General features: G+C 72.9%; 21 protein-coding genes and 1 tRNA gene. 14 read left to right on the forward strand and 8 right to left on the reverse strand.

Features of this window, described 5'->3' with window-relative positions; all coding sequences use genetic code 11:
* Positions 1-25 precede the first annotated feature (25 nt).
* From Pdca_RS04825 to Pdca_RS04855, 7 genes are all read left to right on the forward strand, one after another.
* Entirely contained in the window at positions 26-1333 is a 1308-nt protein-coding gene (locus tag Pdca_RS04825; protein WP_085914725.1) for an FAD-dependent oxidoreductase, read from the forward strand.
* A 75-nt stretch (positions 1334-1408) separates the two neighbouring features.
* On the forward strand, positions 1409-1660 hold the full coding sequence (locus tag Pdca_RS04830; RefSeq protein ID WP_085914724.1) for a sarcosine oxidase subunit delta: 252 nt from the start codon (positions 1409-1411) through the stop codon (positions 1658-1660).
* Positions 1657-4551: a 2Fe-2S iron-sulfur cluster-binding protein gene (locus tag Pdca_RS04835; RefSeq protein ID WP_085914723.1), complete on the forward strand. Its 2895-nt coding sequence runs from the start codon at positions 1657-1659 to the stop codon at positions 4549-4551. Before Pdca_RS04830 ends, Pdca_RS04835 begins: the two co-directional genes overlap by 4 nt.
* A 43-nt stretch (positions 4552-4594) precedes the next feature.
* Positions 4595-5245: a sarcosine oxidase subunit gamma gene (locus Pdca_RS04840; RefSeq protein ID WP_158092256.1), complete on the forward strand. Its 651-nt coding sequence runs from the start codon at positions 4595-4597 to the stop codon at positions 5243-5245.
* A gap of 124 nt (positions 5246-5369) precedes the next feature.
* Positions 5370-6230, forward strand: a complete 861-nt coding sequence (folD, locus tag Pdca_RS04845) for a bifunctional methylenetetrahydrofolate dehydrogenase/methenyltetrahydrofolate cyclohydrolase FolD (protein ID WP_085914721.1) — start codon at positions 5370-5372, stop codon at positions 6228-6230.
* Between the two features lie 390 nt (positions 6231-6620).
* Positions 6621-8006: a type III glutamate--ammonia ligase gene (glnT, locus tag Pdca_RS04850; RefSeq protein ID WP_232021418.1), complete on the forward strand. Its 1386-nt coding sequence runs from the start codon at positions 6621-6623 to the stop codon at positions 8004-8006.
* Positions 8007-8047: 41 nt separating this feature from the next.
* Entirely contained in the window at positions 8048-9190 is a 1143-nt protein-coding gene (locus Pdca_RS04855; RefSeq protein WP_085914765.1) for an ammonium transporter family protein, read from the forward strand.
* A gap of 57 nt (positions 9191-9247) precedes the next feature.
* On the opposite strand, the gene Pdca_RS04860 is transcribed toward Pdca_RS04855, so the two are convergent.
* The 5 genes from Pdca_RS04860 to glmU all read right to left on the reverse strand — a co-directional run bounded on the left by Pdca_RS04860 (position 9248) and on the right by glmU (position 14203).
* Complete coding sequence (locus Pdca_RS04860) at positions 9248-10000, reverse strand: FadR/GntR family transcriptional regulator (RefSeq protein WP_085914719.1); 753 nt, start codon at positions 9998-10000, stop codon at positions 9248-9250.
* An 84-nt stretch (positions 10001-10084) separates the two neighbouring features.
* A complete protein-coding gene (gene pth / locus Pdca_RS04865) occupies positions 10085-10678 on the reverse strand; it encodes an aminoacyl-tRNA hydrolase (protein ID WP_085914718.1) in 594 nt (197 codons plus the stop codon).
* On the reverse strand, positions 10675-11367 hold the full coding sequence (locus Pdca_RS04870) for a 50S ribosomal protein L25/general stress protein Ctc (protein WP_085914717.1): 693 nt from the start codon (positions 11365-11367) through the stop codon (positions 10675-10677). The genes pth and Pdca_RS04870 overlap by 4 nt, the downstream gene beginning before the upstream one ends.
* 269 nt (positions 11368-11636) lie before the next feature.
* Entirely contained in the window at positions 11637-12617 is a 981-nt protein-coding gene (locus Pdca_RS04875) for a ribose-phosphate diphosphokinase (RefSeq protein WP_085914716.1), read from the reverse strand.
* Positions 12614-14203 carry a bifunctional UDP-N-acetylglucosamine diphosphorylase/glucosamine-1-phosphate N-acetyltransferase GlmU gene (glmU, locus tag Pdca_RS04880; protein WP_085914764.1) on the reverse strand — a complete coding sequence of 530 codons (1590 nt, stop codon included), beginning with the start codon at positions 14201-14203 and terminating at the stop codon, positions 12614-12616. The genes Pdca_RS04875 and glmU overlap by 4 nt, the downstream gene beginning before the upstream one ends.
* Before the next feature lie 173 nt (positions 14204-14376).
* On the opposite strand from glmU, the gene Pdca_RS04885 reads away from it, so the two are divergent.
* The 5 genes from Pdca_RS04885 (at position 14377) to Pdca_RS04905 (ending at position 21435) form a co-directional block, all read left to right on the forward strand.
* Entirely contained in the window at positions 14377-15033 is a 657-nt protein-coding gene (locus Pdca_RS04885; protein WP_232021419.1) for a L,D-transpeptidase, read from the forward strand.
* 121 nt (positions 15034-15154) lie between these two features.
* Positions 15155-15598, forward strand: coding sequence for an OsmC family peroxiredoxin (locus Pdca_RS04890; protein WP_085914715.1), 444 nt, complete (start codon positions 15155-15157; stop codon positions 15596-15598).
* 278 nt (positions 15599-15876) lie between these two features.
* Positions 15877-16233 (forward strand): hypothetical protein, encoded by a 357-nt coding sequence (locus Pdca_RS04895; protein WP_085914714.1) that lies wholly within the window; start codon positions 15877-15879, stop codon positions 16231-16233.
* 118 nt (positions 16234-16351) lie between these two features.
* A complete protein-coding gene (locus Pdca_RS35320) occupies positions 16352-18634 on the forward strand; it encodes a hypothetical protein (protein WP_158092255.1) in 2283 nt (760 codons plus the stop codon).
* Between the two features lie 80 nt (positions 18635-18714).
* A complete protein-coding gene (locus Pdca_RS04905; protein ID WP_125911265.1) occupies positions 18715-21435 on the forward strand; it encodes a helix-turn-helix transcriptional regulator in 2721 nt (906 codons plus the stop codon).
* A gap of 15 nt (positions 21436-21450) precedes the next feature.
* Here Pdca_RS04905 and Pdca_RS04910 read toward each other — a convergent pair whose 3' ends face one another.
* The 3 genes from Pdca_RS04910 to Pdca_RS04920 form a co-directional block, all read right to left on the reverse strand.
* A complete protein-coding gene (locus Pdca_RS04910) occupies positions 21451-21732 on the reverse strand; it encodes a DUF4287 domain-containing protein (protein WP_085914712.1) in 282 nt (93 codons plus the stop codon).
* A gap of 77 nt (positions 21733-21809) precedes the next feature.
* Positions 21810-22241: a protein-tyrosine phosphatase family protein gene (locus Pdca_RS04915; protein ID WP_085914711.1), complete on the reverse strand. Its 432-nt coding sequence runs from the start codon at positions 22239-22241 to the stop codon at positions 21810-21812.
* A 472-nt stretch (positions 22242-22713) separates the two neighbouring features.
* A tRNA-Gln gene (locus Pdca_RS04920) sits at positions 22714-22784 on the reverse strand.
* Positions 22785-23007: 223 nt separating this feature from the next.
* Here Pdca_RS04920 and Pdca_RS04925 point away from each other — a divergent pair.
* Together Pdca_RS04925 and Pdca_RS04930 are read left to right on the forward strand one after the other, a co-directional pair.
* Entirely contained in the window at positions 23008-24231 is a 1224-nt protein-coding gene (locus Pdca_RS04925; RefSeq protein ID WP_085914762.1) for a class I SAM-dependent methyltransferase, read from the forward strand.
* 1 nt (position 24232) lies between these two features.
* Entirely contained in the window at positions 24233-25072 is an 840-nt protein-coding gene (locus tag Pdca_RS04930) for a sugar phosphate nucleotidyltransferase (RefSeq protein WP_085914710.1), read from the forward strand.
* The last annotated feature ends 22 nt before the right edge of the window (positions 25073-25094 follow it).

Here is a 25094-nt window from a genome sequence, read left to right on the forward strand (position 1 = left end):
GCGGCCGCACCGCAGGAAGGAATCCATGTCCAGCTCCAGCAACGGCCGGACGGCGTCCGGCGGCAACGGCCGGCGCCCCGATCGGTTGCGCGACTACTCCGCGTGGCGCCTGTTCCGGCAGGGCCTGTCGAACGACGAGTGGCCGCGGGCCTGGCACCACCACGACCTGCGCAGCTCCTATGACGTGGTGATCATCGGTGGCGGTGTGCACGGCCTCGCCACGGCGTACTACCTCGCCGCGAACCACGGCATCCGCAACGTCGCCGTGCTCGACAAGGCCTACATCGGCAGCGGCGGTTCCGGCCGCAACACCGCGATCCTCCGGTCGAACTACCTGACCCCCGAGGGCGTCCGGTTCTACGACCGGTCGGTCACGCTCTACGAGCACCTCGCGGCCGATCTCAACTTCAACGTCATGTTCTCCCAGCGGGGGCACCTGACGCTGGCGCACAACGACTCGTCGCTGCGCACCATGCGCTGGCGGGCCGAGGTGAACAAGGTCCAGAAGGTCGATTCCGAGGTCATCGGCCCGGACAAGGTGTCCGAGCTCGTCCCCTACCTGGACACCTCCGCCCAGACCCGCTATCCGATCCTGGGCGCGCTGTACCACCCGCCGGGCGGGATCATCCGGCACGACGCCGTGGTGTGGGGGTACGCCAGGGCCGCCGATGCGCACGGCGTGCACATCCACCAGAAGACCGAGGTCCTCGGGATCGACGTCGACGGTGGCCGGGTGAGCGGGGTGCGGACCAACCGTGGGTCGATCTCGGCGCCGATCGTCGTGAACTGCACCGCCGGATGGTCGACCCTGATCTCGGACATGGCCGGTGTCGACATGCCGGTCCAGACGTTCCCGCTGCAGGCCGCGGTCACCGAGCCGGTCAAGCCGTTCCTCGACACCGTGGTCGTCTCCGGCACGCTGCACGTCTACTGCAGCCAGACCGACCGCGGTGAGCTGGTGTTCGGGGCCTCGGTGGACCCGTTCGCCTCGTACTCGATCCGCGGCTCGCTGGAGTTCACCGAAGGGGTGGCCGGGCACGTGCTGGAGCTCATGCCTGCGCTGTCGAAGATGCGATTGCTCCGTCAGTGGGCCGGTCTGTGCGACATGACCCCCGACTACTCGCCGATCATGGGACCGACCCCGGTCGAGGGGTTCTACGTCGATGTCGGCTGGGGCACCTACGGGTTCAAGGCGGGTCCGGTGTCCGGTGAGGCGATGGCCGAGAACATCGCCACCGGGCGGGTCCCGGAGATCATCGCCCCGTTCGGCCTGGACCGCTTCGCCGACGGCCGGCTGGTGGGGGAGAAGGGCGCGGCCGCCGTCGGCCACTAGGCACCCGGAGCGCAACGACCCGACGACCGATCCTGCCGGCCCGGAGGGGCACCGGCAGTGGAAGGACGCAATGCCATGATGCTGCTGCCGTGCCCGTGGTGCGGTCCGCGCAACGTCACAGAGTTCCGGTACGGGGGACGAGCCGTCGAACGGCCGGACCCCGGGACGACCTCCCCGGAGCGGTGGCGCCGCTACCTCCACCTCCAGAAGAACCCGCTCGGGTGGGACACCGAGAACTGGTACCACTCGGCCGGGTGCCGCCGGTATTTCGCCGTGCAGCGGCACACCGGGACCAACGAGGTCCGCGCCGGGGAGGCATCGACATGACCGTCCCACGGATCGGGCGCCGGGCCGGCCGCACGGACCCGCCCCCGCAGACCCATCGGCTCCCGCACCGGGAGTCCGAGGAGATCGACCGCAGCCGCACGCTGCGCTTCCGCTGGAACGGCAGGCCCTACAGCGCGTACCCCGGCGACACGATCGTCTCGGCGCTGGCGGCGGCCGGCGAGCGGGTCTTCTCGCGCAGCTACAAGTACCACCGCCCGCGCGGCCTGCTGACCGCCGACTGGCTCGATCCGGGCACGTCGTTCCAGGTCGCCGACGAACCCAACGTGCGCGGCGCGCACCGCAAGGTGCTCGAAGGCCTCGACGTCCGGTCGCAGAACACCTGGCCGTCGCTGAAGTTCGACGTCAAGGCCGTCAACGGCCTGGCCGGACGCTTCCTGGCCACCGGCTTCTACTACAAGACCTTCATCAAGCCCGAGGCGCTCTGGCCCACCTACGAGAAGGTCCTGCGCCGGTTCGTGCACGCCGGTGAGATCTCGCCGGACACCGCGCACGACCGGTTCGACAAGCGCTACGCCCATCCGGACGTGCTCGTCGTGGGCGGCGGACCGGCGGGACTGTCCGCGGCCGTCGCCGCGGCCCGCGGCGGTGCGCAGGTGCTGCTCGTCGACGAGCAGCACGCACTGGGCGGGCACCTGCGGTGGAGCAGCGACCCCGCACAGCGCGCCCTGCTGCGCGAGCTCGTGGCCCGGGTCGCCGCCGAGCCGTCGATCGAGGTGCTCACCGACGCGGTGGCGCTGGCGCGCTACGACGACAACTGGATCCCGATCGTCGAGCGCAGCGCCCCGGGCCATCACGAGCGGCTGGTGAAGGCCAGGGCGAAGACCCTGGTGGTGGCCGGCGGCCTGGTCGAGCGGCCGTACGTCTTCGGCGGCAACGACCTGCCCGGGGTGATGCTCTCCGGCGCGGCCCGCCGTCTGATCAACCTCTACGGGGTCCGGCCGGGTTCGCGGGCGGTGGTGTTCACCGCCAATGCCGACGGCGACGCCGCGGCCGCGGACCTCGCCGCGGCGGGCGTCGAGATCGCCGAGATCGTCGACGCCCGGTCAGGCGGACGGGTGGTCCGGGCTCACGGCCGGGGCGGGCTGTCCGCGGTCGAGCTCGCCGACGGCCGGCGGATCGAGTCCGATCTGCTGGTCACGGCCACCGGATGGACGGCGCCCACCTCGCTGATCAACCAGTCCGGCCACAACCCGGTCTACGACCCGCGCTCGGCCCGGTTCCGGCCGGATCCGGCCGCCCTGCCCGACGAGCTGCTCGTGACCGGCGGCATCCTCGGCGACGGCAGCACCGAGCAGCACGTCGAGCACGGCGGGATCGTCGGTGCCGAGGCGGCCCGGCGGGCGATCGCCGCGCGCGGCCGGTTCACCGCCGCGCCGGGAGCCGGGATCACCGCTGCCGACCCCGGCCCGGTGCACCCGGTGCCGGACCTGCCTGCCGACGAGCACCCGGCGCTGTTCGCGAGTGGCACCGGCGGGTTCGTCGACCTCTGCGAGGACGTCGGCGCGAAGGACCTCACCACCGCGATCAAGGAGGGCTACGACTCGGTCGAGCTGCTCAAGCGCTACACCACGGTCACGATGGGACCGACGCAGGGCAAGCTGGAGACGGTCAACACGGTGGCGATCCTCGCCGAGGCGACCGGCCGCACCATCGCCGAGACCGGGACGACGACGTGGCGCCCGATGTACGCGCCGGTCACCCTGGGCGCACTGGCCGGACGCCCGGCGGAACCGGTGCGCCACTCGCCGATGCAGTCCTGGCACGAGCGGCACGGCGCACAGCCACTGGTGGCAGGCCAGTGGATCCGGCCCGAGCACTACGGGGACCCGGAGGCCGAGGTCCGCGCGGTGCGCTCGGCCGTCGGGATCATCGACGTGACCCCGATCGGGAAGCTGGACCTGCGCGGTCCGGATGTGCCGAAGCTGCTCAACCTGCTCTACGTCAACAAGTGGTCGAAGCTGCCGGTCGGCAAGGTCCGCTACGGCGTGATGTGCGCCGAGGACGGCATCGTGTTCGACGACGGCGTCACCGGCAGACTGGGCGAGGACCACTACCTGATGTCCACCACCTCCTCGGGGGCGGCGTCGGTGTGGGAGTGGGTGGAGAACTGGCTGCAGACCGCGCACCCGCAGTGGCAGGTGCACGTCACCCCGGTGACGACCTCCTACGCGAGCATCAACATCGCGGGGCCCCGCTCGCGCGAGCTGCTCGGCAGGCTCTGCACCGACGTCGACCTGTCGAAGGACGCGTTCGGATACATGCAGGTCCGGCGGGGCACCGTCGCCGGTGTCGAGGACTGCGTGCTGTGGCGGATCGGTTTCACCGGTGAGCTGTCGTACGAGGTCCACGTCCCGGCGGCCTACGGCCTGCACGTCTGGCAGGAGCTGATGGACGCCGGCGCCGACCTGGGCGTGACCCCGTTCGGCGTCGAGGCCCAGCGGGTGCTGCGCCTGGAGAAGGGGCACTTCATCGTCGGGCAGGACACCGACGGCCTCACCCAGGCCTACAGCGCCGGGCTCGGTGGCCTGGTCAAGCTGGACAAGGACGACTTCATCGGCAAGCCGGAGCTGCAGTGGCAGCACGAGCGCGGCGACGGTCCGGCGCTGGTCGGCCTGCGTCCGACCGACGGCGCGATCGTCCCGCCGGAGGCCAGCCAGATCCTGCACCGCGACGGCACCATCGCAGGCCGCGTCACCTCGTCGCGGCGCTCGCCGACGCTGGAACGGTCGATCGGGCTCGCCCAGATCGACCGCGGTCTCGCCGGGATCGGCACCGTGGTGACGATCCGGCTGCCGGACGGCCGCGACATCAGTGCCGAGGTCACCGACACCGTCCACGTCGATCCGGAGGGGAAGCGCCAGGATGCCTGAGCCACGGAGTGTCCCAGCAACGACGGGCCGGCCGAGCACGCCGGTGGCCCGTAGCCCGATCGCGGTCGTCGACGGCCACGTCCGGCACGGGTGGGAGATCAGCGCCCGGGCCGCCGCCGCCGAGCTGACCCTGCGCGACGAGTCCCCGCTGGCGAAGGTCGTCGTCCGCGGACCGTTCGCGGGGTCGGTGCGGTCCCGGCTGGGCGTGCCGTTCGGCCGGATCATCCGGACCGAGATCCCGGACCAGGGCCCGGTGCTGGTGGTCGGTGCCGGGCCGGGGGAGTGGCTCGTCCTGGGGCCGGTGGGAACCGGTGGCGGGCTGGTGGTCGCGCTGGAGAAGCTGCTCTCGGACACCGGCGAGTTCGTGTCGGTCGTGGACATCACGCACGGCCGGGCGCTGGTGCGGCTGCACGGCAGCGCCGCCCGGCAGGTACTGGCCAAGGTCACCGGTATCGACCTCGGCGACGACGCCACCCCGGACGGCTCGGCGTTGCGCACCTCGGTCGCCCGGATCGTGACCGATCTGGTCCGTGACGACCGGGACGGCGCGGTGTCCTACCTGTTGCACTGCGAGCGGTCGTCGGGGCAGTTCCTGTTCGACCAGCTCGTCGACGCGGGCGCGGAGTTCGGTCTGGACGTCACCGGATTCGACACCGGACCCGGCACGGTCGCCGACGGCCGGGGGCCGCGCTGACGGCGCCCGGCGACAGCGCAGCGACCGAGCAGTGACCCGAGGAGCGGGCGAGCCGTGGTGCCCCGGCCGCCCGCTCGCCGGCCCATGCCCCGGCACCGGAACGGCAACGACGAAGGAGATCCCCGTGAACGCCACGCTCATCGACGGGAAGGCCGCAGCGGCCGAGCTCCGGGCCGAGGTCGCCCGGCAGGTCGCCGAACTGCCGGCGAGCCCGGGCCTGGCCACGTTGCTGGTCGGCGACGATCCCGCCTCGGCGATCTACGTCGCGAACAAACGCAAGCAGTCCACGGCGGTCGGCATCCGCGATCTGCACCGCCACCTGCCTGCCGACGTGGAGCAGGTCGAGCTCGCGGCGGTGCTCGACGAGCTCGCGGAGGACCCGGAGGTGACCGGGATCCTGCTGCAGCTCCCGCTGCCGCGCCACCTCGATGCCACCGCGCTGCTCGCCCGCATCCCCCCGGAGAAGGACGTCGACGGCCTGACCGAACGCAGTGCCGGGAAGCTGGCACTCGGCACCGCCGGCCTGCGTCCGTGCACCCCGTCCGGGGTGATCCACCTCCTGGACCGGGCGGGCGTCCAGCTCGAAGGCGCGGACGCGGTGGTCGTGGGGCGGTCACTGCTGGTCGGCCAGCCACAGGCCCAGATGCTGATGGAACGCAACGCGACGGTCACGGTCTGTCACTCCCGGACCCGGGATGTGGCCGCGATGACCCGGCGGGCCGACGTGATCGTCGCGGCGGCGGGAGTGCCACGGATGATCGGCGCCGATGCGGTGAAGCCGGGCGCGGTGGTCATCGATGTGGGGATGCACCGCCTCGAGTCCGGTCTGTGCGGCGACGTCGACACCGAGGCCGTCGCGCGCACGGCGTCGGCGATCACGCCGGTTCCGGGCGGTGTGGGGCCGATGACCATTGCGATGCTGCTGCGCAACACCGTCCTCGCCGCACAGCTGACCGATGCCGCGGCGGTGGGGACCGGTAGGTGACCGCTTCCCGACCGCGCCCGGGCGGCCTCGCCGGCAGCCCGGGTGCTGCGGGGCGTGCGGCCCGGCGACGATGCCGGGGCTGCCCGCCGCGCGAGCCCACGGAACGTCCGGCCCGGGTGGCCGGGCGGTACCCGGCATCCGGTCGGAGCCGGAGGTCGATCACACAGGGTGACGGTGGGTCGGTCGTGGCCGATGCCGCTGTGATCCTTGACACCGATCTCGGGCCGTGGCTAGCTTCACCCTGAATGGTCTTTCACTAGGTCCAATGATGTACCGGTGGTCCTCCCTTCGAGGTCCGGGTCCCGGGGCGGCGCAGCAGCGGGCGCCCCGGCCGGCGGCGGAGGGTGCGGCACCCGTATGTCGTCCGTGCCGACAGAACGGAAACCAGCCGTGGCCGACAAGACCGAGTCCCTCGAAGAGGTCCGACGGGTCGTCGAGGACAACGACATCGAGTTCATCTTCGCCTCCTTCAGCGAGGTCCGCGGGAAGTCCAGCGCGAAGCTGGTGCCCGTGTCCCAGCTCGACACCCTGTTCGGTGCCGGCGTCGGGTTCGCCGGGTACGCCGCGGGGGAGATCGGGCAGGGCCCGCACAGCCCCGACATCGAGCTGATCCCGGATCCGGCGACGCTGCGGATCGTGCCGTGGCGCCCGGGGCTGGCCCATCTCATCGGCGACGCCCGGGTCGACGGCGGGAGCTGGCCCTACTGCCCCCGCAGCATCCTGCGCCGGCAGATCGCCCGGGCCGCGGAGCTCGGCTACGAGTTCCGGATCGGGTTCGAGGCGGAGTTCATGCTCGTCGATCACGACGAGAACGGGAAGCTGGTCGTCGCCGACCGCCACGACACGTGGCCGAAGCCCTGCTACGACGTCAAGGGCCTGACCAGGCAGTACGACTTCGTGACCCAGCTGTCGCGGTACGTGACCGGGCTCGGCTGGGAGAACTACGCGGTCGACCACGAGGACGCGAACGGCCAGTTCGAGTGCAACGTGACCTTCGCCGACGCCCTGGAGACCGCCGATCGTGCGGTCTTCTTCCGCTACATGGTCGAGACCGTCGCACAGCAGCACGACATGATCGCCACGTTCATGCCGAAGCCGTTCACCGACAACACCGGGAACGGGTTCCACTACACGATGAGCCTCTGGGACCCGGAGACCGAGACCAACCTGTTCGAGGACCCGCAGGACCCGCTGGGGCTGTCGCAGCTCGGCTACCGGTTCGCCGCCGGGATCCTCGACCACGCCCGCGGTTACGCCGCGATGGTGGCTCCCACGGTCAACAGCTACAAGCGGATGAAGGCCGGGACCGACGCGATCCGCACCTGGGTCCCGGTGGCCATGGCCTACGGGGGGAACAACCGTACCCAGATGCTGCGGATCGCTCGGCCGGGTGCGATCGAGGACCGCACACCGGACTTCTCCGGAAGCCCGTACCTGGGGTTCGCGGCGGCGCTGGCGGCGGGTCTCGACGGTATCGAGCGCAACCTGCAGGTCGGTGAACCGAACACCGCGAACCTCTACGAGTACTCGCCGCGCCAGCTCCGGGAGCGCGGTCTGGGGCTGCTGCCCGGCAGCCTGCTGGAGGCGGTCCACTACCTGGAGAAGGACGACGTGCTCCGGTCGGCGTTCGGGACGGTGCCGGTGGACCGCGCGGACGCTCCCGGCGAGGTCGAGGACTTCGTGGACTACTACGCGCGCCTCAAGCGCGACGAGTTCCACGCCGTGAACGACGTGGTGGCTCAGCACGAGGTCGACCGCTACCTGCAGTTCCCGTGACCGCGGCGGGACGACGTACGGAGGGAGGACCGATCGTGACGATGCGTCGTGTGCTCGTGGTGGTCGCCATCGCGGTGCTGGCCTCGGTGCTCGGTGGCGGGGTCGCCTCGGCCGCGGAGGACGGCAGCCTGGAGGCCACGCTGTTCCAGTTCCACCGGGGTCAGGACATCTTCCTGATGCTGATGCTGGTGGCGTTCCTGATGTTGTTCATCCGCCGCTACGAGTGGGGGGTCTGCCTGGCGACCCTCCTCGTGCTCTCGGTCAGCTGGCCGCTCTACCTGATCGGGCACACCCTGCTGGGGAACCCGCTCGACATCGAGGCGGTGATCCTCGGGGTCTTCGCCTCGATCACGCTCGTCATCGCGATCGGGGTGTTCCTGGGGCACATCTCGACGAGCCTGTTCCTGGTGGCGGCGGTGCTGTTCGTCCCCGGCTACATGCTCAACGAGTGGTTCATGTTCTCCTACCTCGACGGGGTGCTCGACGCAGGTGGGTCGATCCTGGTCCACATGTTCGCGGCCTACTGGGGCTGGGGCGTGATCCTCGCCCTGCGCAACAGTGCGATCCTCCGGGAACCGATGCGCACCACCACGCACAGTGTCTCGTTCGTGTGGCTGGCGAGCCTGCTGCTGTTCGTGCTCTGGCCGTCGTTCGTGACGGCGCTGCTGCCGCCGGACCAGATCATCCCGGCCATGATCAACTGCTATTTGGCGTTGATGGCGTCCGCGCTGTGCGCCTACCTGCTGATGTACGTGCTGCGCCGGCGGATCGACCCGCTGGCGTACACCTACGCGCTCCTCGCGGGCGGGGTGGCGATCGGCGCGACGGTCGATCTCGCCACGCCGTGGCAGGCCTGGCTGATCGGTGCCGCCGGCGGGATCGTGTCGACCCTGTCGTTCCTGTACCTCAACGACTGGCTGACCCGCCGGACCGGGCAGCTCGACACGATGGGCGTGCACAACCTGCACGGCGTCCCCGGTCTGCTCGGTGCGCTGGCCGCGTTCCTGGTGGCGGACGCCCCGGCGGGCCAGTGGGCGGCGATCGCCGGCGCGATCGTGATCGGCATGGTGACCGGTGCGGTGACCGGGCTGGTGCTGCGGCTGTTCCCCCGCCCGGGGCTGATGCTCGACGACGCCGAGGCGCTGACGGTGGAGGAGAGCAGGGAGACCGAGGCCCGCAGCTGAGCGGGTGCGGGCACCGTCCGGGGCGGCAGCGGCGCCCCGGGCGGCTGCCCCGCCGGCTCAGTTCGCGGCCGGTGCCCGCCCCGCCGACTCGTCGGTGGGCAGTACCGAGTCCGGGCTGTCGGAGCCGAAGACGATGGCGCGGAGCTGGGCCCGGGTGTGGTCGAGGTGCTCGCGCATGGTGCGCGCGGCGCGGTCCGCATCCCGGGCGGCGACCGCGTCGAGGATCTGCCGGTGATCGGCGATGGTCTCCCGGACCGGTTCGGCGAACGGGAGCAGGTCGTGCGGACTGAACAGATCCCCGCGCGAGGACTGGATCGCCTCGGCCAGCCGGTCGCTGCGGGCGGCCCGCGCGAGGCCGAGGTGGAACTGCGAGTCGGCGTGCCGGAACGTCGCCCGGCCGTCGACAGCGCGCAGCGCGTCGATCGCCTCCTGCAGGGCGACCAGGTCGTCCGGCTGGTGCCGCCGGGCGGCCAGTACGGCGGTCTCGGTCTCCAGAGCGATGCGGAAGTCGAGGATGTCGTCGATCTCGCCGTCCTGGGTCCGCATCCGGGCCCGCCACGCGGCGGCCGGCTGGTGCAGCTCGGTCACGTAGGTGCCGCCGGTCGCGCCGCGCCGTACGTCGACGTAGCCCTCGGCCCGCAGCTGTCTGATCGCCTCCCGGAGGCTGATCCGCGCCACGCCCAGCTGCTCGGCGAGCTCCCGCTCCGGGGGCAGCCGCTCGCCGGGGCCGACCTTGCCCTGATGGATCAGGGTGCGCAGATGGTCGGCGACGGCCTTGGCCAGCGTCGTCGCCGTCACTACACCTGCCATGACCTCAGGGTACCCGCAGGGGCGGAGAACCGGCTCGCGTACCAGGTCCGGGGCCCGCGCGACGACCGCCCCGGCAGCCCGCGATCAGCCGGACAGCGGGTGGAAGCGGTTCTGCGCCGGCTCCAGCCCGTCGGCCAGCAGCGCCTCGGCGGCGTCGGCGGCCAGATCGATCCCGAGATCGAGCTCCTTGTTCTCGGTACCGGAGAAGCGCTTCAGCACGTAGTCGGCCGGGTCCTGCCTGCCGGGCGGGCGCCCGATGCCGAACCGGATGCGCAGGTAGTCCTTCGTGCCCAGGGAGCGGCTGATCGAGCGCAGGCCGTTGTGCCCGCCCTCGCCGCCGCCGCGCTTGAGCCGGATCACGCCGAACTCGAGATCCAGCTCGTCGTGGACGACGATCACCTCGGTCGGCGGGATCGAGAAGTACTGCACCAGCCCGGCGACCGGACCGCCCGAGAGGTTCATGTAGGTCCTCGGGACGGCCAGGGTCACCGGGCGGCCGGACAGCCGGCCCTGGGCCACATCGGAGTTCGTCCGCTTGTGGACCGAGAACCGGCCGGCGCCGGCCCGCGCCGCCAGCAGTGCGGCGACGCGGGTACCGACGTTGTGCCGGGTCCCGGCGTAGTCCGGGCCCGGGTTACCGAGCCCGACGACCAGCGCGGGCCCCGGCACGGGGCTCACTTGGCGTCGTCGGAGGACTCGGCGGAGCCCTCGGAGCTGTCGTCGGAGCCCTCGGCGGCCTCGGCGGCGGCCTCCTCCTCGTCGGACGGCTCCTCGACGACGCCGGCACCCTCGGTGTCGATCTCGGCCTCGAGGTCTTCCTCGGTCGGGGCCGGGACGACCTGCACGACCAGGTACTCCTCGTCGGTCCGGAGCTCGACGCCGTTCGGCAGGCGGAGGTCCTTCGCGAAGTACTGGGTGCCGATCTCGGCGTCCTCCACGGAGATCTCGATGTTCTCCGGGATGTTCAGCACGTCGGCCTCGACCAGGACGGTGTTCAGGTCCTGGGTGACCAGCGAGCCGGGGGCGGCGTCGCCGGTGACGACGACGTCGAGCTCGACCTCGACCTTCTCGCCACGCTTGATGACGAGCAGGTCGACGTGCTCGATGTAGGGGCGCAGCGGGTGCACGACCACGGTCTTGGTCAGGGCGAGCTGCGGGGTGTTGCCGTCGACGTCGAGCTCGAGCACGGCGTTGCGGCCCTGCTCGCGGACGACGGCGGCGAACTCCAGCGACGGCAGCGACAGGTGCACCGGGTCGGTGCCGTGCCCGTAGAGGACGGCGGGGATCTTGCCGGCCCGGCGGGTGCGGCGGGCGGCGCCCTTGCCGAACTCGGTCCGGTTCTCGGCGGGAATGCGGGTCTGGGCCACGGGACTGCTCCTCGGTTCTTGCTGCGTTCTGCGCTCTGGAAGGCGTGCGCGCGGCGAGGAGCCGACCGGGATCGGCCCACGTCGATCACGGCGGGTCAGCGTGCACCCGCCCTCGCCGCGGAGATGCCGGAAGTCTACGACACGGCCCTACTACACCCTGAGGCCCCCACCCGCAACGCCGCGAACGGTGCGAATGGCGGGCGGGCGCGGAGCGACGAAACGGCGCCCCACCGAACCGGTGGGGCGCCGTCCGCCGGTGCGTGGGGACTTCAGGCGTTGCCGTCGAACAGGCTGGTCACCGAGCCGTCCTCGAAGACCTGGTGGATCGCCTCGGCCAGCAGCGGGGCGATCGGCAGCACAGTCATCGCGTCGAAGCGCTTCTCGTCCGGGATCGGCAGCGAGTCGGTGAAGATCACCTCGGACGCGCCGCAGTTCGCCAGCCGCTCGGTGGCCGGGCCGGAGAGCACGCCGTGCGTGGCGGCGACCAGCACCTCGGTGGCGCCCTCCTTGAGCAGCACGTCGACCGCCTTCGCCACGGTGCCACCGGTGTCGATCATGTCGTCGATGACCACGCAGCAGCGGCCCTCGATGTCACCGACCACCCGGTTGGCGACGGCCTCGTTGGGCTTGCGCGGATCACGCGTCTTGTGGATGAACGCCAGTGGTGTCCCGCCCAGGGTCTCCGCCCAGCGCTCGGCCAGCCGCACCCGGCCCGAGTCCGGGGAGACGACGGCGAAGTTGGCGTCCGGCCGGGTGTCCTTGATGTGCCGGGACAGCACCGGCAGCGCGAACAGGTGGTCCACCGGGCCGTCGAAGAAGCCCTGGATCTGCGAGGTGTGCAGGTCCACGGTGAGGATCCGGTCGGCTCCTGCGGTCTTGAACATGTCCGCGACCAGGCGGGCCGAGATGGGCTCGCGGCCGCGGTGCTTCTTGTCCTGGCGGGCGTAGCCCCAGAACGGCATGACGGCGGTGATCCGCTTGGCCGAGCCGCGCTTGAGCGCGTCGACCATGATCAGCTGCTCCATGATCGCGTCGTTGATCGGGGCGGAGTGCGCCTGGATCACGAACGCGTCACTGCCGCGGACGGACTCCTCGAAACGGCAGAAGATCTCGCCGTTGGCGAAGGAGTAGGCCGACTGCGGTGTGACCGTGACGTCGAGCTCCTTGGCCACGTGCTCGGCCAGCTCGGGGTGCGCCCGTCCGGAGAAGAGCATCATGTTCTTCTTCGGGGTTCCTGCGATCGCGCTCACCGTGCGGTGCCTCCTCGGCTGAGGTCTCTGTTCCCGGTGTCACCGTTGTCGGTGTCACCGGTCCGGACGTCGCTGTCGTCCTGGTGCGTGGCCCGATGCGCCCCCGCCCGCTCGGCCGCCTCGGCGGCCGGTGTCCCCGGGCGCTTGCGGGGCACCCACCCCTCGATGGTGCGCTGTGTCCCACCCGACACCGCGAGCGCCCCCGGCGGTACGTCCGAGCGCAGCACGGTCCCGGCGCCGGTGTAGGCGCCGTCCCCGACGGTGACCGGAGCGATGAACATGGTGTCCGAGCCGGTCCGCACGTGCGAGCCGATCGTCGTCCGCTGCTTGCGGACGCCGTCGTAGTTGACGAACACCGATGAGGCGCCGATGTTGCTCATCTCGCCGATCGAGGCGTCGCCGACGTAGGTCAGGTGCGGCACCTTGCTGCCCGCGCCGATGTCGGCGTTCTTGACCTCGACGAACGTGCCGATCTTGCCGCGGGGCCCGAGCCGGGCGCCCGGTCGCAGGTAGGCGAACGGCCCGACCGAGGCGTCGGCGCCGATCTCGGCGTCCGAGCCGTGCGTGCGGACGACGGTCGCGCCCGGCCCGACGGCGCAGGCGGTGAGCGTGCTGTCCGGCCCGATCTCGGCGCCGTCGCCCACCGTGCAGGTGTCGTACAGCTGGGTCCCCGGGTGCAGGACGACGTCGGTGCCCAGATGCACCTGGACATCCACCCAGGTGGTGGCCGGGTCGACGACGGTCACGCCGTCGACCATCCACCGCCGCAGCACCCGGCGGTTCAGCTCGGCGCGCAGCTCGGCGAGCTGCACCCGGTCGTTCACCCCGCGCAGCAGCCACTCGTCGGCGCAGCGCACCGCGTGCACCGGCCGCCCGGCCTCGACGGCGGCGCCGACCAGGTCGGTCAGGTACAGCTCCTGCTGGGAGTTGTGGGCGGCGAGGCCGCCGATCCCGGCCCGCAGGAACTCCGCGTCGAAGGCGTAGACGCCCGAATTGACCTCGCTGATCGCGCGCTGGGCCGCGGTGGCGTCGGCGTGCTCGACGATGGCGGTCACCGGCCGGGCCGGGTCGGAGTCGTCGCGCACGATCCGGCCGTACCCGGTGGGGTCGTCCGGGTCGCAGGTCAGCAGTGTGACCGCGGCCCCGGCCCGCTCGTGCTCGCCGACCAGCGCGGTGAGCGTGGCGGTGTCGAGCAGCGGGACGTCGCCGTAGGTGACCAGGACGGTCCCGGCCAGGTCGGACGGGAGCGCGGTGAGCCCGGCGCGGACCGCGTCACCGGTGCCGAGCCGGTTCTCCTGTACCGCGGCGGTGACGGTGCGGCCGAGCTCGACGGCGATGCCGGTGACGGCGTCGGTGACCCGCTCGCGCTCGTGCCCGACGACGACCACGAGATGCTCCGGTGGCACCGCGGCCACCGCGTGCAGTGCGTGTCCCAGCATGCTGCGACCGCCGAGCCGGTGCAGCACCTTCGGCGTCGCCGAGCGCATCCGGGAGCCCGCCCCGGCTGCCAGGACCACCGCCGCGGCGGCGCCGGGTGCGGTCGGGTCGGTGCGGTCGCCGGTGCCGCCCTGGTGGGCATCGGGCATGTTCGGTTCCTCCTGCTGGGGTTCCCGCCGCCGGTCGGACGGCCCGTGCCCGGCCGCGTCGCGGACGGTCGGTCGATCGTGGTGCAACGGCCCCCCGTGCCGGTACGGGATCGTACGGGGCGGCTCCGCGCCGGTCCCGGGCCGTGGCCGCGGTACCCGGACGGGTGGCCCTGGTGAAGATCAAACGTTCGGGTGGTGACCGGGCCGCGGCGGCGTCGTTCAACCGGGCACGTGACGGCCACGGTGGCCGGGGCACGGTGGCGAGCGGGAGTGCGATGACGCGCGAGGTCGGGGGTCGCCACCGGCGGTCCCGCACGATGACGGTCCTGGTCACGGTGACGACCCTGGCTCTCGGTGTGCTGCTGGCCGGGACGGCCTCGGCCGCACAGTCCGGGACGGCCTCGGCGGCACCGTCCGGGACGGCCGCGGCTGCACCGGCCCCGGCTGCTCCTGCGGAGGGGGCCGGCGGGCGGACCGAGGGCACGCCGTGCAGTACCGAGGCGCGTGCCTGCGTGGACCGGGCGGGTCGCACCGCGTGGCTGATCCGGGACGGCCGGATCGAGGCCGGGCCGGTGCGGGTGTCGCCCGGCGGGCAGGGCCGGGAGACCCCGCTCGGGACGTTCCAGGTCGAGTGGAAGAACCGCGACCACCGCAGCACCGAGTTCAACGGTGCGCCGATGCCGTTCGCGGTGTTCTTCGCCCCCGGTGGCATCGCCTTCCACGAGGGGAACCTGGACTCGCCGTCGGCCGGCTGCGTGCGGCTGGACCGGGCGAACGCCGAGCGCTGGTTCGCCACGCTGCAGGTCGGGGACCGGGTCGAGGTGCGCTGAGACGACCGCTCGCCGCCCGCTCGACGCCTTTCGTCGCGGCGGGCGCCGGAGCGGGAGTCGAGCGTGCCGGATTCGGGTTGATCGGTTGCGTACAACCGATTCCGATCCGCCTGGAGGCACCATGCCCACCCGCAGCGCCCGCACCGCCTGGAACGGCACCCTCGAGCAGGGCACGGGTCAGGTCGAGCTCAGCAGCTCGAAGGCCGGCACCTACGAGGTCAGCTTCCCGAAGCGGGCCGCCGACGAGGCGGGCGGAGCCACGTCGCCGGAGGAGCTGATCGCGGCCGCGCACTCGGCCTGTTACGCGATGTCGCTCTCGGCAGGCATCGGTCAGGCCGGCGGCACCCCGGAGTCGCTCGACGTCTCCGCGGACGTCTCGCTCGGCCCGGACGAGGCGAACGGCGGCTTCAAGCTGACCGGCATCACGCTGAAGGTCCGCGCCGAGGTCACCGGGCTGGACGAGGACGGCTTCCGCAAGGCCGCCGAGGCGGCCAAGGCCGGCTGCCCGGTCTCGAAGGCGCTCACCGGCGTCGAGATCACCCTGGACGCCGCGCTCGAGAGCTGAGCGGCGCGCCGCAACCACCACCGCCCGGGGGCGGGCCGGGACTCCCGGCCCGCCCCCGACTCGTTGTGGGGCGCTGTCGGGATCAGTGGCCGATCCGGTCATCTCCGTACCGCGAGAACGAACCTACGTGGTTCGAGCCATTGATTTGTACGTACCGATTCTGATTGCGGGCCGCTCGCCGGGGCGGCCAGGATGGAAACCAGATCGGCTCGACCGAGTCGATTCCCGAGAACGTGGAGCGCGATCCACGACTCCGAATCGAGAAAAGGAGTCCGCATATGAGCGACTCGATCTCCCGGCACCTGGACACCGAGCACGTCGAGCTTCTCCCGGCCCGTACCCAGATGACCCTGCTGGGTGTCATCGGTGGGTCCGGCGGCGACGGTGGCTCCGGTGGCGACGGCGGCGACTCGTCGGCGTCGGCCGACGGTGGCTCCGGTGGCAGCGGCACGAACGTGTCCGTGCTCAGCGGTTTCAGCGTCATCGGTGACGGTGGCAGCACCAACCAGCTGGCCGAGGGCGGCTCCGGCGGCGACGGCGGCAACGCCTCGTCCGACGGTGGCGACGGCGGCAGCGGTGGCGACGGCGGCTCCGGTGGAGACGCCGACTCCTGGGTCTTCCAGAACTGGCGCTGAGCCATCCGTGGAAATCATTGTGAAATGATTTCCGGGTAGTCGGAGGGGCGGCCCGCGGGTCGCCCCTCTGGTGCGTTCCAGACATTTCCGGTGGCGATCAGGTGAACAGAGGACGGCAATGCAGACCGTGGTTCTCGACCCGTCGACCCAGCTCGTCGAGGCCCCGTTCCGCCCGGCCGCCGGGATCGAGCTCGTGGGGCCGTATCAGGGCTCGGGCTACGCCGCGCAGCGCTACGTCGTCGTCCGCGGCGACGGCCAGGTCGTCCAGCTGTCCGAACTGCTCTTCCGGATCGCCTCGGCCGTCGACGGCCGCTCGGGGACGGCGGAGCTGGCCGAGCGGGTCGCCGCCGAGTCCGGCGAGGATCTCACCGCGGTCGACGTGGACGCACTCGTCCGGGAGCGGCTGGTCCCGGCCGGCCTGGTCGAGACCGACGGGGCCGGGGACGGCGAGGAGCCCGAACGGCTGGAGCAGCGTCCCGATCACCTGCTGATGCTGCGGTTCCGGCTGCCGGTGGTGCCGCCGTCGGTGAGCTGGGTGATCGCCGGGATGTTCACCTGGCTGCACCGGCCGTTCGTCGTGGTCCCGGTGCTGATCGCGGTGCTGGCGCTCGATCTGGCGGTGCTGTTCGGCGGTGGGATCGCCGGCGCCCTCGGCGGGGCGGGCGACATGGTCGCGAACCCCGCACTGGTGCTGGTGGTGCTCGGCCTGTTCCTCGCCGCCGGGGCCTTCCACGAGGCCGGGCACGTGTCCGCCTGCCGCTACGGCGGCGCCCGGCCCGGTGCGATGGGGCTCGGCGTCTACCTGGTCTGGCCGGCCTTCTACAGCACCGTCACCGACAGCTACCGGCTGTCGAGGGCCGGACGGCTGCGCACCGACCTGGGCGGGGTCTACTTCAACGCGATGGTGCTCGGCGGGCTCGCCGCGACCTGGCTGGTCACCGGCACGGACTGGCTGCTCGTCGTGCTGGCGGTGCTGCACCTGGAGACCGCCCGGCAGTTCCTGCCGATGATCCGGCTCGACGGCTACTACATCCTCAGCGACATCGTCGGCGTCCCGGACCTGTTCAGCTATCTCGGGCCGGTGCTGCGCAGCCGGCTGCCCGGCGCGAAACCGGACCCGAAGCTGACCCAGCTGCGGCCGGGGGTCCGCCGCACCGTCGAGCTGTGGGTCGCGCTCGTCGTCCCGTTCCTGGTGCTGTTCCTCGGCGGGTTCCTGCTGGCCGCACCGGTCGTCGTGCCCGAGATGCTCGGCGGAGCCCGCGGTTTCCTCGACGACGCCGCGGCCGGGGTACGGGACGGGGTCGCGGTCGAGGCGGTGCTCGGCACGGTCCGCGCCGCGCTGCTGGTGCTGCCGATCGTCGGCGGCGCGCTGCTGCTCGGCCTGGTGCTCTCGCTGCTCGGCCGGCCGCTGCTGCGCCGGCTCGTCGAGACCCACCGCACCGGTGACCGGGCGCTGCCGACGCTCGTCGGCACCCTGCTGCCGGTGCTGCTGATCGGTGCGCTCACCGCGGCCGGGGCGCAGCAGCTGCCCGCGGTGGCCGGGTCGTCGGACCCGCTGGGGCTGGGTGCACGGCAGATCGCCGCGCTGGTCACGCTCGCCGGCACCTCCGGGCCGGTCACCGGGGTGCTGCTCGGCGCGGTCACCGCGGTGCTGCTGTGGCCGATGGGCCGCCGGATCGGGCTGCCCGCGCCGATCGTGGGCCTGGCCGTCGTGCTGGCCGGTGCGGTGCCCCCGTTGGTCGTGCTGCACGCGGCCGCGGACCCGGCCGCCCCTGCGGCGTTCTGGTTGCTGGTCGCCGCGCTGCTCGCCGGCCGGGGCCCGGCCGCGGCCCGGGGTGCCTACCTGGCCTGCGGGATCGCGGTCCTGACCACACCGGTCGCGGCGGTGGCGCTGGCGGCGTTCGTCGCGCACGCCATCCGCACCGGCCAGCTGGGACCGCGGCTGCGCCCGGCCGGCCGGTGGACGGTGGGACTCGTCGCCGCCACCGTCGCGGCGCTCGGCGGCGGGGTACTCATCGGCCGCGCCGGGGTGTTCCCGGACGTGAGCCCGACACAGCTCGTCCTGATCGCCGCCGGCGCGCTCCTGGTGCTGCTGACCGTGCGCTTCCGGCGCCCACTGGCCCCGCTCGGCACCGGCGCGGCGGTGCTGCTCACCGCGACGCTGTTCCCCGACACCAGGACGGCCGCGGTGCTGCTGCTCGGGCCGGTGATGGCGATGCTCGCCGCCGGGCTGGCCGATCGGGTGCTGGACCGGGAACGACCGGTGCGGGCGGGGGCGCTGCTCGGCGCGACGGTGGCGGTGCTGCTGGCGGCGTCCGGCCCGGTGGTGACCGCGGCGGCGAGCGCCGCGGCGCCCGCTCCGGCCACCGGATCGGTGCCGGTGTCCGGAACGTTGCGGTGAGCACTCCGCCGCCGAGGTGAACCGAACCGGCCCCCCGAACGGACATACCCCTGGGAGCTCGCCGACGGGGGGAGGATCGCGTGGCCGCAGTGGCGCCGCCGTCCGACCGCCGCCGTGATGCCGGGCCCGCGGTGCTGAGTGCGCATCCGTCGCTGGTCGGGCGGGACGCCGAGCTCGCCGTCCTGCAGCGGTTCCTGGTGGACGCCGCACCGGGCGGGGTGCTGCTGACCGGGCCGCTCGGGGTGGGGCGGACCCGGCTGCTGCGGGAGGCGGTCCGCCTCGCCCGCGATCTCGGGCGCCGCACCGTGCTCGTCACCGGGACCGGGCCGGACGTCCCGCTGGGGCCGCTCGCGCACGTGGTGCCGCCGGTGCCGGGGGAGGCGGACCGGTTCGTCCTGCTGCAACATGCGCTCGCCGCGCTGCGCGGTGATCGGGACCGCCCGGTGATCGCGGTCGACGACGCGCACCGGCTCGACGACCTCACCTGCTCGGTGCTGGAGCAGCTGCTGCTCGCCGGGGACGCCACGGTCGTCGCGACCGAACGCAGCGACCATGCCCGGGTCGATCGGCTGCGCACCCTCGGCGACGACGTGCGGCCGCTCGCGATCCGTCCGCTGGCCGATGCGGACACCGACCGGCTGCTGCACGGCATGCTCGGGGGCGACGTCGAGGCCCGTACCGCGCAGCGGCTGCGCGAGCTGGCCCAGGGCACCCCGCTGTTCCTGCGGGAGATCGTGCGCGCGGGTCACGAGACCGGCCGGCTCACCCGTGACTCCGGCCCGTGGCGGTGGGACGGCCCGATGGAACCGCCGCCGCGACTCGGGTCGTTCGTGCTGGCCGGGCTGGGTGCCGACGAGCGGGCCGTGCTGGAACAGCTGGTGGCGGGCGTGCCGGGCGCCGGGTACGGCGGTGCGGGGGAGCTGGTCCGGCGGGAGCTGATCCGGATCGACCGCGCCGGGCGGGCCGAGGTGCCGCCGTTCGTGGCCGCCGTCGTCGCGGGTGCGGATCGCGCCGAACCGGAGGTGCCCGCCGCCCGGGCGCCCGGCGACCGGCCGGACCCGGTGGCGGCCGCGATCGCGGCCAACCGCGACCTGGACCACGCCGGCGCCGAGCGGATCGCGCGGCACGCACTCGCCGACGACCGGGACGGCGCCGCTCATCTGGAGCTGATCGAGGCGCTGCGCTGGCAGGACCGCGGGGCCGAGCTGCCGCCGCTGCTCGACGCGGCCGCCCGCCGGGTACGCACCGGCGACGGCCCGGCCCGGCTCGCACTGACCCGGGCGCTGCTCGCGCGGCGCGCCGGGGAGCCGGCGCTCGCGGCGGCCGAGGCCGCGCTCGCCGGGGCGGGGCGCGCGGCCCCGGCGAGCCCGGCCGCCCCGGAGGGCCTGGCTGTCGCGGCGGACCCGGGGGGTTCGCGGGACTCGCCCGCCGCGGTGACCGCCGTGCTGGAGGCGGCCGCCCGGCTGGACGGCGTCGCGCTCGCCCGGACCGTGCGTCCGTCCACCGGGCCGCACAGCCGCACGGCGGCTGGCCCGGCTCCCGGCGACAACGGGCCGGACGGACGTCCGGAGGCGGTCCCCGGCGACGATCCGGGGGCGGGAGGCTCCGCCGCGCGGCGCGAGCCCCCGCCGGCCGGGCAGGACCTGCCCGGCGGCCGCTGGGCCGCGCTCGCCGCCGCAGCCCGGGCCGGCCGGCTCGCGGCCGCCGGCCGGCCCGCGGAGGCGCTCGCCACGGTCGCCGGGGTCCGATCGGACCCGGACACCGGCGACCGCGCCGAACCGGCGCTCACCCGGCTGCTGCTGGTGGACGCGGAGCTGTCCGCGCTGCGTGTCGCCGGGCGTCCGGAGGAGCTGGAGCGCGCCGCCGAGGACGCGCACCGCCACAACCTCGCCGCACCCGGCTGGGCCGGGGACGCGTGGATCGCCTGGCACCGGGGCCGGGCCGCCCTGGTCCGGGGCGATCTCGACGCCGCGGGACGGCACCTGGCCGAGGCGCGGGCCGGCACCTCCGATCGTGACCCGATGGGCCTGGCGGCCGACTGCACCGCGACGCTCGCGCTGGTGCTCGTGCTCACCGGTGAGCGGGATCGGGCGCGGGAACTGCTCGACGGGCTGCCCGAAGGAGCGCCGCCGGCCGCGACCGCCGCCGTGGTGCGGGCCCGGACCTGGTTGCAGGCCGCCGACACGTCCGGGGCCGCCCCGGTCCGCGCGCTGCTGGCCGAGGCGCGATCCGCCGCGTCCCGCGGGGACCTGGTCACCGAGGTCGTGCTGCTCCACGACGTGGCCCGGCTCGGCCGTCCGGACCGGGTCGTCGACCGGCTCGCGGCGGTCGCAGCCCGCTGCCGGTCACCGCTGCTGCAGCTGTTCGCCGCACACGCGACCGCGGCGGCCCGGGCCGGAACCGCGGCGGGGGCCCGGCTCGACCGGGTGGCGGCCGATCTCGCGGTGGCCGGTGCCCGGCTGGACGCCGCCGACGTCGCGGCCGCCGCGGCCGCCGCGCACCACCGGGCCGGGGAGCGCCGCAGGTCCGCCTCGTCGGCGGCCAGGGCCACCGAGCTCGCGGGGACCTGCGGCGCCAGGACACCCGCCCTGGACCGGCTGGTCCGGCCCCGGCTGACCACCCGGGAACGGGAGATCGCCGAGATCGCGGCCGAGGGGGCGAGCAACGCCGAGGTGGCGCGCCGGCTGGTGCTGTCGGTGCGCACGGTGGAGACGCACCTTGCGCACGCCTACGCCAAGCTCGGGATCGGCGGGCGGGCCGGGCTGCCGACCGCACTGCCCGCCCCGGATCGGCCGGGTTGACACCGGCCGCGCACCTCAGCGGTTCGCGATGCCGTCCAGACGTAGCTCCGCCGACTCGTCGCGGTGGGTGCCGGTCGTGCCGACGTGCTTGTCGCTGATGGTGGTGCCGTTGCGGACGACGTGGGCCAGCGCCATCGCGTGCCCGCGGCCGAGGTCGTAGTCGGCCTTCAGCCACGCCACGATGTCCCCGGCCTTCGTCTCCGGGCCGAATCCCTGCGCGGTCGCCTCGGCGACCAGCTCGGCCGGGATCTTCCCGGTCTTCTTCTCGATCGCGTCGAGGTAGGCCTGGAACGACATGCTTCGGTCCGTTCTGTCGGGTGTGTTCTCCTCCGTCGGACCGTCCGCCCGGCCGGAACTCATCGGTGCCGTTCGTCTCAGCCTCGGAAGCGCCGCACGAACCGCTTCTGCCACGGGGTCTCGACCGCCCGTGGCGAGTAGTGGCTCCGGACGAACCCGACGGCGTCGCCGGCCGGAACGCCGTCGATGACGGCGAGGCAGGCGAGCGCGGTGCCGGTGCGGCCGGACCCGCCGGCACAGGCGACCTCCACGCGTCCGGAGCCGGCCCGGTCGAGCAGCTCGTGCAGAGCTGCCCCGAACGCCGTCCGGTCGCGGGGGAGCAGGAAGTCGGGCCAACGCACCCAGCGCGACGGCCAGTCGGTGGCCGCGGGCTCGCTGCCGAGCAGGTAGAGCCCGAAGTCGGGGACCGGCCCGTCGGGGAGTGGTCGGCGCAGTGCGCGGCCGCGCACCAGTCGTCCGGAGGGGAGGCGCAGCACACCGGGCGCGCCCTCGGTCCAGGTACTCGTCATGCTCGGTCCGCCTCCCGGCGGTACGTCGCCGCCGGGACCAGGATCCCGGTCCGTCGGCGACGCCGGCCATCGGGCTCGTGTGTGAGGCGGCCGGGGTTCGGGAGTGCTGCCCCATGGCACTCGTTCAGTCTCGGGTGGGCGTCGTCGACATGGCGCAGTGCAACGAGGCCGCGGCGCTCCATCCCACCATGCCCAGCCGGCTCGATCCGCACTACTACGGGTGCACTGGAAGACCTGGCGGGACCGGGCCCGCAGCCTGTGGGGGTGACAGCGGTTGTTCCTCGGTGGTGAACGGGCGGCCGGCGTCTTCGGTCCGATCGTGTCTCGTAACGGCTGCGTAGGCCGCGAGTCGTTCAGCGGGTACACCCTCACCGACGTCTACTTCGATGACCTCCAACGGGAGATCGGACGATGAGAAGCGGGAGGGGCGCTGCTAGCGCGAGTGCAGGGCCGTCCCGCCGCCAGGGCCTTGCTCCGCCGCCAGGATTCGAACCTGGACCATCGGAACCAAAATCCGAGGTGCTGCCGTTACACCACGGCGGACTGTACCGAGCATGGTGACATGAGCGATCAGACGCGCTCGCGGCGCACCTCGCCCTCGATCCGGTTTGCGAGGGTTGCTCCCCGGACAAACACCCACTATCGGGCGACCTCACCCCCGGGCGTGCCACGAGCGTCCGGAGTTGACAGACTGAGATACGTGCTGAAAACGGGGGTTTCCAGGCAGGGTGGCGTGGAGTCCGACGCGGCAGGCGACAAGGAGGGCGTGCTGACCTGCCGGCTGTGCGGCTCCACGGACCTGCGCAGCTTCTGCGATCTCGGTGCGACGCCGCCCTGCGAGCTGTTCCTCACGCCGGAGGCGGCCGGACGCCCGGAGACGACCTACCCGCTGCACGTCCGGGTGTGCAACGCCTGCCTGCTGGCGCAGCTCCCGCCGGAGATCACGCCGGAGGAGACGTTCTCCGAGTACGCCTACTTCTCCTCGTTCAGCTCGTCCTGGGTGGAGCACGCCCGCCGGTTCGTCGACTCCGCCGCCGAGCGGGCCGGTCTGGGGGCCGATTCGTTCGTCGTCGAGGTCGCCAGCAACGACGGATACCTGCTCCAGCACGTGGTCGAGAAGGGCATCCGCTGCCTCGGCGTGGAGCCGAGCGTGAACGTCGGCGAGGCCGCCCGGGACAAGGGCGTCCCGACGCTCACCGCGTTCCTCACCCCGGAGACCGGTGCCCGGGTCCGCGCCGAGCACGGCCCGGCCGACCTGGTCTGCGGCAACAACGTCTTCGCCCACATCCCGGACGTCGTCGGCTTCGCGCAGGGCCTGCGCGCCATGGTCGCCGACGACGGCTGGGTCTCGATCGAGGTCCAGCACCTGCTCACGCTGGTCGAGCGCCGCCAGTTCGACACGATCTATCACGAGCACTTCCAGTACTACACGCTGCTCACCGGGCAGCGGGCGCTCGCCGCGGGCGGCCTGACCCTGGTCGACGTCGAGCTGCTCGACACGCACGGCGGCTCCATCCGGATGTGGGCCCGGCCCGACGGTGCCGCCGGCGAGCCGAGCGATCGGGTGCGCGAGGTGCTCGCGGCCGAGTCGGCGGCGGGCCTGCACAGCGCGGAGGGGCACGACGGGTTCGCCGAGGCGGTCTCGACGATCCGGGACGACCTGGTCTCGTTCCTGATCGACGCCCGCAGACGGGGGAAGCGGGTCGTCGGCTACGGCGCGCCGGGCAAGGGCAACACCCTGCTCAACTACTGCGGTATCCGCCCCGATCTGCTCGAGTACACCGTCGACCGGAACCCGTACAAGCACGGGCGGCTGACGCCGGGTACCCGGATCCCGATCCACCCACCGGAGCGGATCGACGCCGACCGCCCCGACTACGTCCTGATCCTTCCCTGGAACCTGCGTACCGAGCTCGCCGGACAACTCGCCCACGTGCACGACTGGGGCGGCCGGCTGGTGTTCCCGATCCCGTCGCTCGAGGTGGTCTGACGTGAAGGTCGTCCTGTTCTGCGGTGGTTACGGCATGCGCATGCGCGACGGCGCGTCCGACCTCCCGAAGCCGATGCATCCGGTCGGGCCCCGGCCGCTGATCTGGCACGTGATGCGCTACTACGCCCATTTCGGACACAAGGACTTCGTCCTGTGCCTGGGCTACGGCGCACACCACATCAAGAACTACTTCCTGAACTACGACGAGACCGAGTCCAACGACTTCGTGCTGCACCACGGCGAGGTCGATCTGATGGGCAGCGACATCCAGGACTGGAACATCACGTTCGTCCACACCGGTCTGGACTCGCCGATCGGGGAGCGGCTGCGCCGGGTGCGCCATCTCGTCGAGGGCGACGAGATGTTCCACGCCAACTACGCCGACGTCCTCACCGACGCCCCGCTGGACCGGATGATCGACCAGTTCCGCGGCACCGACGCGATCGGTCAGCTGATGGCCGTCCCGCCGCAGTCGGCGTTCCACTGCGTGGACGTGACCGACGACGGGAAGCTGGAATCGATCACCACGCTGCAGGAGATGCCGTTGTACGAGAACGGCGGCTACCTGATGTTCCGGCCCGAGGTCTTCGACTACCTCGAGAAGGACTGTGACCTCATCGGCGACGTGTGTGCACCGCTGGCCCGCAAGGGCAGGATGGCGGCGTTCCGGCACCGGGGATTCTGGCAGCCCGCGGACACCGTGAAGGAGCGCAATGCTCTGGAGGCCGCCTACCAGGGCGGCGCCCGGCCGTGGATGCTGTGGGAGTCGCACGGGACCGATCGCGACCCGCTGCAGGCCGCGATCGTCGCGATGCACAGCAGCAGCCACCAGCGCGACTGACGCGCCGAGTTGCCGGAGGGAC

This window comes from Pseudonocardia autotrophica (genome assembly GCF_003945385.1).
In the GTDB taxonomy this organism is placed as follows: Bacteria; Actinomycetota; Actinomycetes; order Mycobacteriales; family Pseudonocardiaceae; genus Pseudonocardia; species Pseudonocardia autotrophica.